General features: G+C 40.0%; 8 protein-coding genes. All 8 read left to right on the top strand.

Translation table 11 applies throughout. The features are described 5' to 3' along the window. Nucleotides 1–169 precede the first annotated feature (169 nt). The 8 genes from R3X28_RS17710 to R3X28_RS17675 all read left to right on the top strand — a co-directional run bounded on the left by R3X28_RS17710 (nucleotide 170) and on the right by R3X28_RS17675 (nucleotide 16,479). Nucleotides 170–3,331: a TonB-dependent receptor gene (locus R3X28_RS17710; RefSeq protein WP_317666107.1), complete on the top strand. Its 3,162-nt coding sequence runs from the start codon at nucleotides 170–172 to the stop codon at nucleotides 3,329–3,331. Nucleotides 3,332–3,349: 18 nt separating this feature from the next. Further along, on the top strand, nucleotides 3,350–4,846 hold the full coding sequence (locus R3X28_RS17705; RefSeq protein WP_317666105.1) for a RagB/SusD family nutrient uptake outer membrane protein: 1,497 nt from the start codon (nucleotides 3,350–3,352) through the stop codon (nucleotides 4,844–4,846). 18 nt (nucleotides 4,847–4,864) lie between these two features. After that, nucleotides 4,865–6,910, top strand: a complete 2,046-nt coding sequence (locus R3X28_RS17700; RefSeq protein ID WP_317666103.1) for a PKD domain-containing protein — start codon at nucleotides 4,865–4,867, stop codon at nucleotides 6,908–6,910. A 24-nt stretch (nucleotides 6,911–6,934) separates the two neighbouring features. Then, entirely contained in the window at nucleotides 6,935–8,560 is a 1,626-nt protein-coding gene (locus tag R3X28_RS17695) for a glycoside hydrolase family 16 protein (protein ID WP_317666102.1), read from the top strand. Nucleotides 8,561–8,977: 417 nt separating this feature from the next. After that, nucleotides 8,978–10,519 (top strand): sugar porter family MFS transporter, encoded by a 1,542-nt coding sequence (locus tag R3X28_RS17690; RefSeq protein ID WP_317666101.1) that lies wholly within the window; start codon nucleotides 8,978–8,980, stop codon nucleotides 10,517–10,519. Nucleotides 10,520–10,640: 121 nt separating this feature from the next. Beyond that, nucleotides 10,641–14,081, top strand: coding sequence for a hypothetical protein (locus R3X28_RS17685; protein WP_317666100.1), 3,441 nt, complete (start codon nucleotides 10,641–10,643; stop codon nucleotides 14,079–14,081). Nucleotides 14,082–14,086: 5 nt separating this feature from the next. Then, entirely contained in the window at nucleotides 14,087–15,382 is a 1,296-nt protein-coding gene (locus tag R3X28_RS17680; protein WP_317666098.1) for a glycosyl hydrolase family 17, read from the top strand. 59 nt (nucleotides 15,383–15,441) lie between these two features. Further along, nucleotides 15,442–16,479 carry a hypothetical protein gene (locus tag R3X28_RS17675; RefSeq protein ID WP_317666096.1) on the top strand — a complete coding sequence of 346 codons (1,038 nt, stop codon included), beginning with the start codon at nucleotides 15,442–15,444 and terminating at the stop codon, nucleotides 16,477–16,479. Nucleotides 16,480–16,508: the final 29 nt, after the last annotated feature.

Here is a 16,508-nt window from a genome sequence, read left to right as displayed (position 1 = left end):
ATGTTTTTTGTAGTGGTGTTTTTTAAGGAATCCTTAACTCTTGCCGTTAAATTTACCTTAATAAAAAGTAATCATAAATGAAATGCGCATAACGACTATCTCAATGCAAAAAGAAACATTGTTCATGCGAATTCCATCTGAAGAATTAAAAACTAACAAAAATTAACAGATGAAGTCAAAAATTTTATTTCTCACATTGTTCTTGGTAACAGCGTTTACATTTGGTCAATCGACCAATGTATCGGGCACCGTTTCGGATTCAGGCAACATGCCGATTCCGGGGGTGAATGTTATCGTGAAAAACACGACAAAGGGAACAGCAACAGATTTTGATGGCGTTTTTGCCCTAAATGATGTTCCTATCAATTCAACCTTAGTTTTCTCCTATTTAGGATTTCAGTCCCAAGAAATCGAAGTTACCAGTCGAAACCAAACCTTTAATGTCATATTGCAAGAAGACACTGAAGCTTTGGAAGAAGTAGTGGTTATCGGTTATGGTACACAAAAGGTAACCAAAGTATCCGGTGCAATATCTACGGTAAAGTCAGAATCTATCGAAAAACTGAAACCGTTGCGGGTGGAAGAAGCCCTTCAAGGTAGTGCCTCTGGGGTATCGGTTATCCAAAGTGGTTCCCCAGGCAGTAAACCAACCGTATTGGTTCGAGGTATTCCCTCATTTTCAGGCTCAGACCCCGTAGTGATTATCGATGGCGTACCCCAGAGTTTAGATGATTTGAATTCTATCAACTCAGCCGACATTCAATCACTGAACATCTTAAAGGATGCTGCCTCTACTGCCATTTATGGAGTTAAGGGTGGTAATGGTGTTATAGTGGTTACCACTAAAAACGGTAGGAAAAACGAGAAGGCAGAATTCAGTTTCAACACTTACACCGGTTTTCAATCCGTAATCAAAAAAATTGGGGTTCTTAACGCCACTGAATATGCCGGTATAATAAATGAAGGTAGCGTTGCCGCAGGAGGTGATTTAATTTTCTCGGACCTATCCTCTTTAGGACAAGGTACAGATTGGCAAGATGAAGTCTTCAAAGATGCATCCGTTACTTCCTATTCACTTTCTGCCAGAGGTGGTTCAGATAATATAGGTTACTTCTTATCCACTGGTTATTTAAGTCAAGGAGGTATCGTAGGTGGTGATGACAAATCCAATTTTAATAGATTGAACTTTACGGCCAACGTTGATATCCAATTGACACCTAAATTGAAATTCATACTCAATTCGAGCTATGCCAATATTAAAAGTCAAACCGTTGCCGAAAATTCATTCAACTCCATTATTGGTAATGCGTTGAACTTTGACCCAACGGTTTCTGTTTACAATACAGACCCGAATGATTTTGCTACTTATGGGTACAGTAACTTACTGTTATCCGAAATATTCAATCCTGTACAAAGATTGGAAGACACCCATAATGAAAACAACGGCAATAAATTGTATGGCAAATTCGAATTGCAATACGATCTATTGGATAATCTTAAAATTACTTCGCGTTTCGGTTACACCAAATGGGACCAAGTAAGCAAAAGCTTTACCCCTCTTGCCTATTACGGCCCTAATAATGTTTCAAGTGATTATTATTCTGATGGTACGGTGAAAACACAGGAAGTAGACAACGGTGATGGCACAACTACCACTATTCCTTCATTTCATAATAGTGTTACCGAAAGTACGGTATCCAATTTCAGCTATACTTTTGAGACCTTTGCTAGTTATAATTTTCAAATAGAGGAAAAAAACAACTTTGATGTGGTCTTGGGTATTTCCAGAAGTAAATCCACAGGTGAAGGTTTTGGTACCACCAGACAGGATGTTCGGGACAATTCATGGGAATGGGCAGATATAAGTGCTGCTACCGGAGTTAATACCGAGTTGAACACCGATGCTTATACGGGATATAGTTATCAAGACCTGGAACGCAGGAACGTATCTTATTTCAGCAGGATCAATTACGATTACGAAGGCAAGTATTTAGCATCATTCTCTGCTCGTAGAGATGGTTCAATTGCTTTTGGTGATGATAATAAGTTCGCTAATTTTTACGCAGGTTCCTTGGGTTGGGTCGTATCCAATGAAAACTTCTATAACCTAGATGCTATTGATTTCCTGAAAATAAGAGGTAGTTATGGTACGGTGGGTAACGAAATAGTAGACCCTCAATATGTAAAGATAACAATTGGTGGACCAAGCTATAATTCCACCGCAAATAGCAACGGATATACGTTTGGCACTGAATTCGTTTCCGGAGCCACGGTAAATTCTTTTGATAACCCAACTTTAAGCTGGGAAGAACAGACCCAATATAACATTGGTTTTGATGCTACTTTGTTAAAGGATATTTCCATTACCGCAGATTACTTTAACAAATCAGTGGATGGATTGTTGTTCACAGATGCACCCCCATTATATGCAGGTACATCTGAACCGGTAACATCCAACATCGGAAGTACAGAAAGTGAAGGTATAGATCTAACCATAGGGTACAGGAACAGTGGGGCGCAGGAATTTAAATTCAATACATCGGTGACTTTTACTACCTCTAAGAATAAAGTGACCGAAACAAATAGCGATGGTACGGCATTTGTATCAGGAGGTTCCTATTTCAATGGTCAAAGCCATAATATAACTCGATTTGAAAAAGGTTATACACCAGGATATTTTTATGGGTATAAAACAGACGGATTATTCCAAAATCAAGCAGAAATCGATGCCCATGCCACCCAAGATGGAGCCCAACCGGGCGATATTCGGTTTGTTGACTATAACAATGATGGGGTAATCGATGATGATGACAAAACGAAGATCGGTGATCCTTTCCCAGAATTTACAATTGGCTGGAATTTAGGTTTCGATTATAAAAATTTCGATTTAAGCATGTTCACGTATGCTTCTGTAGGCAATGACATCTACCGGGCTTATGAACGTAATGCCCAATACTCAAACAAATTCAGGAATATTCTTGACAGATGGACCGGGGAAGGCACTACCAACGATGCGAATAACCCACGGTATACTTTTGAAGATACCAACAGTAACATTAGACCTTCTGACCGATATGTTGAAGATGGAAGCTTTATAAAAATCAAAAGTTTGATATTGGGCTATACCCTACCGGAATCATCAAATAACTTTTTCAGTAAAATCCGCATTTATGCACAAGCCAAAAACTTGTTGACATTAACGGATTACACAGGTTATGACCCCGAAATATCAGACAACTCAGGTAATTCCGGAATTTTGGAAACAGGGGTTGACCGAGGTGCCTATCCACAAGCAAGAACGATCTTACTCGGATTAGACCTTAAATTTTAATATCGAAAATCAACTAGTATGAAAAATATAAAAAACAATATAAGCTTGATCATCATACTTTCAATCTTCGTCGGTTGTTCAGACGTGGTTGAATTTGATCCGCATGATGAATACGAAGTAACTGAAGTAGATTATCTACAAACAGAATCTGATTATGAAACCATGGCAGTAAGCTGCTACACACCGACACAATGGCTTAACCAATTAGTGGTAATCGGCGATATAGCATCTGACAATGCAGTGGCCGGTGGTGAAAATGCTTCCGATGTTGTGGCATTACAACAAATAGACGATTACACCATTTTAACCAATAACAGCACCCTTGAAGATTTATGGAAATCGGCCTACGAAGGTGTTAACCGAACCAATTACCTTATTAGTTACAAAGACGTTAACTTACTAGGCGAAACAGTAGAGTTTGATGGTAAGGAAGCCCTATACGGTGAAGTCTATTTCTTAAGGGCATATTACTATTTCAACTTGGTTAGGATGTTCGGCGACGTTGTTCTTTTTACAGACCATAAACTGGGACTCTCTGATTTCGGCACTTTACAAAGATCTCCGAAAGAGGATGTTTATGCCCAAATCGAAACAGACTTGCTTAGTGCAATAAGCGTTTTGCCTACTTCGGCCTCACAACAAGGAAGGGTTACTAAGTATGCGGCCCAAGCTTTATTGGGAAAAGTTTATTTATATCAGGAAAAATTTGATGAAGCTGCTTCTATGTTAGAGAATGTCGTTAACGGGCCCTTTAGCTTAGTATCCAATTTTGATGATATCTTTTTATTGGAAGGTGAAAACGGACCAGAATCCGTATACGAAGTACAATATTCGAACGGTCAACCTTATTATAACTGGAGTGGCCAAACCAGAGGCCAAGGAAATTATGCCGTACAACAATGCGGTGTAAGAGGTTTGAACGGAACGGCAGAGATGCCTTACAATGCAGGTTGGAGCACTAACTTACCAACCCAAGACCTTGCCGCTGCTTATGAAGATGGTGACCAAAGAAAAGATGCTACAACTTTTGATGTCGAAGCTTATGCAACCAACAATCCGGATTTAGGAGTAACCTACCAAGTAGCCCCATATAAAAACACGGATTTATACAATAAAAAGTATTTACCAAGAAAAGGGCAAACAAGCGGACAAGTAGAGTTGAATTACGAAAACAACCAACGTATAATTCGTTACTCGGACGTATTGTTAATGGCTGCAGAGGCTAATTTAAGATCTTCTTCTCCCAATGCTTCAAAAGCACAGGGGTACTTAGACCAAGTACGTGACAGGGCTTTCGGCGATTCTGACCATAGGGTTACTGCCACAGTTGATGCCGTTTGGAATGAAAGACGTTTGGAACTGGCCATGGAAGGTGATCGTTTCTTCGATTTAGTAAGAACGGGACAAGCCGCTACAGTTTTAGGAAGTGGATATAACCCAGCAACTAATGGGCTTTTCCCCATTCCACAGAATGAAATTGAAATTTCCAATCTCACCCAAAACGATGGTTATTAATAACAAAAAGACTTTAAAATGAAAACATTAAAATATATTTTAAGTGCTATTGTCCTTTTGACCACTGCTTGGGGTTGCGAGGATAATAGTTTTGACAACCTCGATTTCGTTGAATCCGCGGTTGCTCCCACAAATGTTTCCGCATTGTTCGGAGTTACGCAAGACAACACGGGAAGCGTAACGATAACCCCGAATAGTGAAGGTGCCGTTTCTTATAGCGTTCAATACGGTGATGACACAGCAGAAGCAGAAACTGTTTCACAAGGTGAAAGTACGACCCATATATATGCTGAAGGCTCATATAATGTAGTGATCAAAGCTATCGGAATTACAGGTTTAAGCACCGAAATCACATTACCTTTAGAGGTATCGTTCAAGGCCCCTGAAAATTTAGAGGTCACCATTGCGAATGATGAAGCTGTTTCAAAACAGGTCAATGTAACCGCTACTGCGGATTACGCCGTTTCCTTTGATGTATATTTTGGGGAGGAAGGCAATGACGATCCCGTTTCTGGAAATATAGGTGAAACGGTTTCTTATGTATATACTGAACCTGGCACGTACACCATAAGAGTTGTTGCCAAAGGTGGTGCTATTGAAACAACAGAATATTCCCAGGAATTTGAAGCGGTGGCCATTGTGCAACCAATAGCATCTGCAACTACCCCACCAACGAGAAATGCCAACGATGTAATCTCTGTTTACAGTTCCAAGTATACCGATATTTCTGGAGTTGATTTTAACCCGGATTGGGGACAATCAGGGCAAGGTAGCAGTTATGCTGAATTCGATTTGAATGGAGATACCATGTTACAGTACATTAACCTGAGTTATCAGGGCATCCAATTTGCCGCAGCAGAGGACTTATCAGAAATGGAATATTTACATATGGATGTTTGGACTGCAGATGTAACCACCATCGAAACCTCGTTGATCAGCTTAACCAATGGTGAAAAACCAGTGGTTTCGGAATTAACCGCTGATCAATGGACAAGTATCGATATTCCAATATCAGCTTTTACAGACCAAGGTTTAACCATAGCCGACATACATCAACTTAAATTCGTAGGTGACCCATGGGCTGGTGGAACAGTCTTTATAGACAACCTATATTTCTATAGGGCATCTACCTCAGAGGTAAGTGGTTCGCTTCCTATAGATTTTGAATCTGATTATGTATTTAGCTCCTTTGATGGTGGGTCGATTGCAACGGTCGAAAATCCAGATACTTCCGGGAACACCTCGGCAAACGTGGCTGAATTGATCAAAGGCGACGGTCAAACTTGGGCTGGATCTAAAATAACAGTGGAAGAACCGTATGATATTTCGGAAAACACTGTAGTTACCATGAAAGTATGGTCGCCTAGAGTAGGATTGAATGTATTGATGAAATTCGAGGATGAAGCCGTATGGCCCGACACCTCTGCCACAAGTGAGATAACTGCGACTACAACAGTTGCCAATGCCTGGGAAGAGTTATCGTTTACCATTACAGGTGTTGATTCCAGTCTATATTACTACAATTTGGTATTGATTATGGATAATGGAACCGTTGGTAACGGCAGCAGTGATTATACGATTTATGTAGATGATATTTCAATTGCCCCATTCTTGGATTTTGAAGAAAATTACGCAATGAGTTCTTTTGATGGAGGGTCTATATCCGCGGTTGAAAACCCAGATACGACTGGCAATACTTCCACTACAGTAGCACAGTTGGTCAAAGGTGCCGGTCAAACATGGGCCGGATCAAAAATTACAGTAGAAGAACCTTTCGATATTGAAGAAGGCACCACGATCAAGATCAAGGTATGGTCACCACGTGCAGGATTGAATTTATTGATGAAATTCGAGGATGCTGCTGCTTGGCCAGATACCGCTGCCACTGATGAAATTACCGTAGCCACTACAGTAGCCAATAGTTGGGAGGAATTAACCTATAACATCACCGGAGTAGATTCGAATATCGACTATTACAATTTAGTATTGATAATGGATAATGGGACCATGGGAGATGGAACCGATAATTATACCATCTACGTTGATGATATTTCACAAAACTAATAAGTCTAAATAATTAAGGTACTTATGAAAAATAGTAGAACATTTTATAAAACCATTTTCTTGATAATCACGATTCTTATGGTTTCGTGCGAAGAAAAAGAGTATGAATTCGGTGACATTGTTGCACCGACGAACCTGCAGGTAACTGTAGACATACAAGGATTGGACACTGACAACCCCTATGGTGACGGGACGGGCAAGGTTAGTTTAACCGCATCCGCTTCCAATGCCATTACCTATAAGTTCATCTATAACGGTAAGGAAGAAATGGCTCCCTTAGGTGCATTGGATATAAGTTTTTCAACCGTTGGAATCAATACATATGATGTTACCGTACTGGCCTATGGAACTGCAGGAACAAGTTCAGCGGAAACGATCCAGATAGAAGTTTTGGCAACCTACGAACCACCTGAAGACCTATTGGAGATGCTGTATGGTGATGGTGAAAAAACCTGGAGGATAAAAGCGGAATCTGTAGGGCATTTCGGAGTTGGCCCAGCTGACGGAATTTCTGCCGATTGGTGGTCTGCGGGAGCTTATGACAAGGCTGGTCTAGGCGCTTATGACGATAGGATAACATTTAAATCCGATGGTACGGTAACGTATGTGACCAATGAGACAATTTATGGTCAATCCGGTCCGTTACTAGCAGATTTCGGAACTTCTTGGGATGAAAATTCCAACGGGGAATATGAAAACTATCCGGTTTCCGATTTCACTGACACTTGGTCATTAACCGCACCAAACGACCAAGAGACCTTAACATTCGATGGTAACGGATTCCATGGTTTTTATGTGGGCGGTGACCATAGCTATCAAATAATCTCAAGAACGGATACTGAAATGTTTATCAAAACCATTGGTAATGATGGTCTTGGTTGGTTCGGAATATTGACTTCGGAAGATGAACCTACAAATGAAGAAACTACCGTTGATGTTACGTATTCCAATTTAATTTGGTCAGATGAGTTCGATACCGACGGGGCTCCGGATTCTGCTAAATGGACCTATGATATTGGAAAAGGTTCCGATGGATGGGGCAATAATGAATCCCAATACTACACCAATAGAACCGATAACGTAACCATTTCCGAAGGTACCTTAAAGATTACGGCCAAAAAGGAAAGTTACGAAGGATCGGAATATACCTCCGCTAGAATGAAAACCCAAGACTTGTTCGAGTTTACCCATGGCAGGGTCGATATTCGAGCAAAATTACCAGCAGGGGGCGGCACATGGCCTGCGCTTTGGATGTTAGGGGCAAATTTTGAAACAGTAAGCTGGCCCGCTTGTGGCGAGATAGATATTATGGAGCATGTGGGTAACGACGAAGGTACGGTACATGGTTCCATTCATAATACCTCAAGTTCCGGTGCTACTGTAAATACCGGTGAAGTTACGGTTAGCGATGCTACTTCTGAATTTCATGTGTATTCGGTCAACTGGTCAGAAGATGAGATTTCATTCTTAGTAGATGATGAGATATTCTATACCTATAGCCCGGATACAAAAGATGGAGACACTTGGCCCTTTGATGCCGACCAGTTCATTATCATGAATGTTGCCATGGGTGGCAACTTCGGAGGGGCAATAGATGCTTCTTTTACAGAAGCAACAATGGAAGTAGATTATATAAGGGTTTACCAATAATAGTTAGATTGAGTTTTTGTTTGAGTTTTGAAAAAGGTTAGTGTCCAAACTAACCTTTTTCTTCTAATATTTTTTTTTAACAAAGCATTGCCAAAATCATTCATTTGGTTTTACAGGAAATAATCCTAAATATCAAAACAATGAAAAACTTAAAAAAAAGATCGTTTGTTACACATTGTCATAGAGATCCTACTTTTACCATTGACCAAGGTGAATCGCACCAATATAAAGAAGAAAAATAAAGAAACCGTAACAGTTGAACCCAAGCTAATATATTTATCAATTGAATAAAATTCAGCGAAGATAAATAGATAAGAAACAGGCCATTCAAAGGGTCTTATTATCCAAATAAAAGTCATAAATTATAGAACATTAAATCCTTTAATAAAGATTAATTAACCACTAAATCACAGAACCATGCAGAAAGTAGATGCAGTACCAAAAACGAACAAATCCTATACCATTCTTATTAGCTTAATAGTCGCTCTTGGTGGTTTTTTATTGGGGTTCGATAGTGCTGTGATCTCTGGGGCGGTAAAGGGTATAACGGTTTATTTTGAAATGACCGATTCCATGCTAGGCTTTGCGGTCGGGTGTGTGATTTTTGGCGCTATGGCCGGCAATTTATTGGCTGGGCCTTTGGCGGATCTTTTTGGAAGAAAAAAAATACTCATAATCGTAGCCGCATTTTTTACCATCTCGGCCACTTGGTCGGCAATGGCCACAGGTTATACCGAATTCATTATTGCACGGATTATAGGAGGTATAGGAATTGGAGGTGCCATTTTGATCGCCCCGATTTATATTGCTGAAATTGCCCCTCCAAAATTAAGGGGCAGCTTGGTTTCTTTTAACCAATTGAATATCGTTATCGGTATATCGGTCGCCTATTTTTCCAATTATTTTTTGGTAAACCTTGAAGGTGAAAGTTGGCGATGGATGCTGGGCGTTGAGGCCATACCTGCTGCCATTTACTTTCTGTCCCTTTGGGTAGTTCCAAAAAGCCCACGATGGTTGATTTTAAAATTAAACAATGTAACATCTGCACAAAAAACATTGAGCAAAATCGGTGGCGCAGAATATGCCGAAGTCACCATTTCGGAGATTCAAAGAGGAATAGCCAAAAAAGAAGAAAAAGGTAAAATATCCGATTTATTCAAAAATAAGTACGCGACCATAATGATCATAGCATTGGGCATCGCATTCTTTCAACAAATAACCGGTATCAATGCCATTTTCTATTATGCCCCTACCATATTCGAACAGGCTGGCGGCAGTACCGATTCGTCCTTTCTACAGGCCATAGTGGTAGGACTCACAAATTTGGTTTTTACACTTGTCGCTATATGGTTGATCGATAAACTGGGAAGAAAGCCACTATTGTTAATAGGAACATCATTCATGACCGTTGCTCTTTTAATGGCCTCAATGGCCTTTAATAATGCCACTTATAATTTTAACGATGACACTCTTGACAAAATCAGCAACACCGAAATCAAAATTGCTTTGGCCGACTTGAACGGAAGTTCCTTTGACAGTCAGGCTGCACTTTTTTCTAAAATTGAACCAAAGTTGAACCAAGAACAGTTCTTGGACTTTAAGCGTAATCAGATTACCAATTTCATCCAAATTAACGCCACGTTGGTATTAATGGCAATACTGCTTTATGTAGCTTCATTCGCTATTTCACTCGGGCCTGTCATGTGGGCATTGATATCCGAGATTTTCCCGAGTAGGATCAAAGGTATAGCCATATCGGTAGTTGGCTTTTTTAATTCATTGGTAAGTTTTTCGGTAACCCAGGTTTTTCCTTGGGAGTTATCTAACCTTGGGCCAACAATGACATTTGCCATCTATGCCCTACTCTCTTTTTGCGCCATTCTCTTTGTCTACAAATTTGTTATTGAGACCAAGGGCAGAACATTGGAAGAAGTTGAAGAATTATTGACACGAAAATAGAACTAACGGTAGCTATAGAAGATCTACCTTAAAATTGAGCAAAAAATAAAAACAAACCCTTTCCATTTTTTTGAAGGGGCCTTTAACATAGAATATCGACGATAAAATAAAAGTAAACCACATGTATTTAGGAAAAAACATTGCTTCCTTTGAAGCCGATAAAATAAAAGGGGAACTGGTGAATTTTGATAACGAAAGTTATTACAAAATTTCAAATAGTGACAGCATGAGACCTTTCTTCATGAGCATTGTGAGCGATTCAAACCATTGGATGTTCATTTCGAGCAATGGAGGTTTAACCGCAGGAAGAAAAAACAGTGAATCATCACTTTTTCCATATTATACCGATGATAAAATTACCGAATCTGCCGATATCACGGGTAGTAAAACCATTCTCCAAGTACATACGGATGATAAAACCTTTTTATGGGAACCCTTTTCCGATAGGTATACAGGCATATACAAGACCCAAAGAAACCTGTATAAAAATGCATATGGCAATAAAGTTGTTTTTGAGGAAATCAATGAAGATCTGGGACTTACTTTTAGGTACCAATGGTGTTCCAGTGATAAATTTGGATTTGTAAGGAAATCAACGCTGATCAACAATACCGATTCAGTGAAGAACGTAACCATTTTGGACGGTATCCAAAACATTCTTCCCTATGGTGTTTCATCCGAATTACAGAATAGGCAAAGTAACTTGGTAGATGCCTATAAAAGAAATGAACTTGATACCGAAGTCGGTATTGGCATCTATGGACTAAGTGCCATTATTGTGGACAAGGCCGAACCAAGTGAGGCATTGAAAGCATCCATTGCATGGTCTACAGGGATTAAAAATGCAAAACACTTGGTTTCTTCCAAACAGCTTGATGCTTTCCGTAAAGGAAAAGCCATAAAACAAGAAGAAGATATAAAGGCCGAAAAAGGAGCCTATTTTATCTGTGCTGATATTTCCTTGCAGTCAAAAGAATTGAAGAACTGGATGATTATTGCCGACGTTAACCAAACGATGGTAACGATCAACAAGGTCTCCGAATTATTGAAGAAGGAGAATAATTTGGCCGTATTGATTCAAGAAGATATAGAATTGGGATCTAAGCTTTTGGTAGAGCTGAACGGAGCTGCAGACGGCCTTCAGATGACAGCGGATACTCTGAGGAATACAAGGCATTTTTCCAATACCCTTTTCAACATCATGCGAGGGGGTATTTTTGATGATAATTATGAAATTGAGAAAAATGATTTCATCAAATACCTCAAAAAAGCGAACATATTGGTTTTCAATAATAAAGAAAAGGAATTGGCCGGCCTTTCGGAAAAATTCCCACTCAATGATCTAAAAGACCTTTCGATCAAAGATGGTGACACTGATTTTATTAGACTGGCTTTTGAATACATGCCGTTGAAATTCAGCAGAAGGCACGGGGATCCCAGTAGACCTTGGAACAAATTTTCAATCAACACAAGAAATGAAGATGGTTCCAAAATATTGGATTATGAAGGAAACTGGCGCGATATTTTCCAAAACTGGGAAGCCTTGGCACATTCGTATCCCGAGTTTATCGAGAACATGATCCATAAGTTCCTGAACGCAACAACCTTCGATGGCTACAACCCTTACCGTGTAACCAAAGACGGATTTGATTGGGAAACCATAGAACCGGACGATCCTTGGTCCTACATTGGTTATTGGGGCGATCACCAGATCATCTACCTTTTAAAGTTCCTGGAATTCATAGAACGCTATTATCCCAAGAGATTGGCCTCATATTTTAACCAAGAGATTTTCGTTTACGCCAATGTACCGTATAAAATAAAAAGCTATGAAGATATCCTGGCCAATCCTAAGGATACAATCGTTTTCGATGATGGTCTAGACTCTGAAATAAATCAAAAAAGAAATGAATTAGGTGCAGATGGAGCTCTGTTAAGCGATAAAAACGCATTGATTTACAAGGCCAACCTGACTGAAAAACTCTTGGCAACCCTATTGGCCAAGATTTCCAACTTCATCCCTGAAGGTGGTATTTGGATGAACACCCAAAGACCAGAATGGAACGATGCGAACAATGCCCTAGTAGGCAATGGTGTATCAATGGTAACCCTGTATTATTTGAGAAGGTTCCTCGATTTCTTTGAAGGAGTAATAGAAAATATGCCCCATGCAGATAGTGAAATATCCAAGGAACTTTCTGTGTTCTTCAATAAGGTAGTAGGCACTTTCGATAGCAATGCCCATATACTTACCGGAAAAGTTTCCGATAAAGACCGTAAAACAGTGTTAGACGGACTGGGAAATGCAGGTAGCGACTACAGGACCACCATTTATGAAAATGGTTTTGAGGGAAATAAGGAGCGCATTACAAAAAATGAACTGTTGCACTTCCTGCAAGTTTCCAAAAAGTACTTGGACCATAGTATAAGGGCCAACAAAAGGGACGACAAATTGTATCATGCCTATAATTTAATGACCGCTGAAAATGATACGGAAGTATCCATTTCTTACCTTTCCGAAATGCTGGAAGGGCAGGTAGCCGTTTTAAGTTCCGGTTATATACTTGGTGAAGATGCTCTTGAACTATTGGACGCCTTAAAAAACAGTGCCTTATTCAGACCTGATCAATACAGCTATATACTTTATCCGAACAAGGAACTTCCCCGTTTCTATGATAAAAACAACATTCCATCCGAGAAAATCGGGAACTCAAGTTTGATAAAACAACTGATCAAAGACGGCAATACTCAAATCGTTGAAAAAGATGGTTTGGGAAATTACCATTTCAACGGAAATTTCAACAATGCAGGTAGTCTTAAAAAGGCATTGGCAAATTTACCGGAACAATATGGCTCCTATGTTGAAAAAGACACCCCATTGCTATTGGATACTTTTGAAGAAGTATTCAACCATAAGGCCTTTACCGGTAGATCGGGAACCTTCTTCGGGTATGAAGGTTTGGGTTCAATTTATTGGCACATGGTCTCAAAATTGTTGTTGGCGGTACAGGAAATCTGTATAAGAGCAGTTGCCGACAAGGAAGATGAAACGATTATCGGACGTTTACTTGATCATTATTATGAAATAGAAGCAGGTATAGGTATTCATAAATCCCCCGAACTCTATGGCGCGTTCCCAACTGACCCCTATTCACATACACCGGCAGGAAAAGGCGCACAGCAACCAGGAATGACAGGACAGGTAAAAGAAGATATACTAAGTCGATTTGGGGAACTTGGTGTTTATGTCAATGACGGAAAAATCTTCTTCAACCCCCGTTTGCTTCGGGTCGAGGAGTTTTTAAAGGCATCAAAAGTCTTTAGTTATTATGATATAAACAATGAAGTTGAAAAAATACAACTTGAAGAAGGATCACTGGCCTTTACCTATTGTCAAATCCCGATAATCTACAAATTGTCCGAAAAAGAAGGATTGAACATACATTTCAGCGAAGGTTCAATTCTCGAATTAAACGGGCGAAACCTTGATGCTCCGACCAGTAAAATGGTTTTTGAACGTACCGGTGAAATAAAACAAATCGTCGTAACCCTAAAAAAATAAAAGCGATGAAAGAATATTTTAGATTCTGCTTTATGATGCTTTTGGTGCTAATGGCTTTTTCATGTAAGGAGAATGCCAAGCAAACACCGAATATCAAAACAGTGAAAGAGACCGCAAGTAAAAATGCAAAATATATTCTCGGAAATCCGGAATACTTGGCCATATCCTATGGTGGATACAGGCATGTAGATCACGATATTGAGCCCACTTTGGATGAACTCAAAGAAGACATGAAACTTTTGTCTGCCATGGGCATAAAAATCGTGCGCACCTACAAAGTGCACTTACCACAGGCAGCCAATTTATTAAAGGCCATTAGTGAATTGAAGCAAAAAGACCCAAGTTTTGAAATGTATGTTATGCTAGGCGCCTGGATCGATTGTAAAAATGCATGGACAAATCAAGAACCTGACCACAATGAGGAAAGCGAAGCCAATACTTGGCAGATTGAAGAAGCCGTTAGGTTGGCGAACGAATATCCCGATATCGTTAAGATAATCGCGGTAGGGAACGAAGCCATGGTCAAATGGGCGGCCAGTTATTATGTGCAACCTGCCGTGATCTTGAAATGGGTAACCCACCTTCAAAATCTAAAAAAAGAAGGCAAGCTACCCAAAAATCTATGGATAACCAGTTCGGACGATTTTTCCTCATGGGGCGGCGGCGGCTCAGAATACCACACAAAAGACCTTGAAAAATTGATCGGTGCGGTCGATTATATATCCATGCACACCTACCCCTATCACAATACCCATTATAATCCAGCTTTTTGGGGCGTACCGGAAAATGAAGAAAGCCTAACGGATATTGAAAAAATAGATGCGGCCATGCTACGTGCCTTACAGTTCGCAAAATCACAATACGATAGTGTTTCTGGATATATGAAAAGTTTGGGCGTGCAAAAACCCATTCATATCGGTGAAACCGGATGGGCTACTATGTCCGACGGATTCTATGGCCCTACCGGTTCCAGGGCTACCGATGAATACAAACAAGGCTTGTATTATAAACATATGCGGGATTGGACCAACGCCAATGGTATTTCATGCTTTTATTTCGAGGGTTTTGATGAACAATGGAAAGATGCCGAAAATCCCATGGGATCGGAAAACCATTTCGGATTGATCAATTTAAAGAGTGAAGCAAAATTCCCCATATGGAATTTGGTTGATGCAGGTGTCTTTAATGGATTGACGCGAGACGGACGGCCAATAACAAAAACCTATAACGGCGATAAAGACGCCCTCATGAATGATGTTATGGTACCACCATTGGCCCGTGAAATCACAAAACCTGAATAACGCAACGACATTAAACCAATAATATACCATTAAAAGGGCAATTCAATAAAAAGTGGACTATGAGTAAAACATATTCATCCAATTATCTAAATGGCATTTTTATGCTCCTGATAATTTTTCTTGGCTCATGTTCCAGTGTCCCTAAAACTGAAAAAGTAACTGTTTCCGGGAGACAGATATTAGTAAATGGATCCCCTTATTTAATTAAAGGAATCTGTTATCACCCTGTACCTAAAGGAAGTGAAAAAAGGGACTTTGGCAATTTAACCCAGGATATTGCCATAATGGAAGAAGCCGGTATTAATACAATAAGGGTTTATGAGCCCATAGATAATGTCGTTGTGCTTGACCAATTAAAAACAGCTGGCATTAAAGTCATCATTGGTTTCGGGTATAACCAAAAGGGATTTTATGATATACGCTCCGGGTCTTTCATCGATTATGTAAATAAATATAAAGATCACGATGCCATATTATTCTGGGAGTTGGGAAATGAATACAACTACCACCCCGAATGGTTTAATGGTGATGTCAAGAACTGGTATTACGCAATGGACAATGCTGCCGAGCTTATCCATAAAAACGATCTTTCACATCCGGTTGCTACCGCCCATGGCGAATTACCCGATTCCTTAGCGTTGTCCCTATCTAAAAACATCGATGTTTGGGGTATGAACGTCTATCGTTTTGATGATCCCTCAGCTATTTTTTCCGAATGGAGTGCAATTAGCCCAAAACCCATGTATTTGTCCGAAGCTGGTGGAGACAGCTATATGACCATCACAAAAGATGGATATGAAGCGGGTAACAACCAAAAAGCACAGGCCGATGCGAATACAAGCATTTTAAACGCGGTCTTTAACAACACCGATATATGCTCAGGCGTAACCCTGTTCTCCTTTACGGATGGGTGGTGGAAAGCAGGAAATCCGGAAACCCAAGATCCAGGCGGCTGGGCTCCGAATAGTACCGGCGTGCCCTATGACGGCACTCCCAATGAGGAATTTTGGGGTATGGTCGATATTGACAGGAAGAAAAAAGAAACCTTTTACGAAATAAAGAAAATCTATACGGGCCTAACCCATCCTAAACGATAATAACAATTTTCATTGATAAATTAAAAGTA

Origin of the sequence: Maribacter sp. TH_r10, assembly GCF_033101095.1 — a bacterium.
Lineage (GTDB): Bacteria > Bacteroidota > Bacteroidia > Flavobacteriales > Flavobacteriaceae > Maribacter_A > Maribacter_A luteus.
This window is presented reverse-complemented; position numbering and strand designations above follow the sequence as displayed.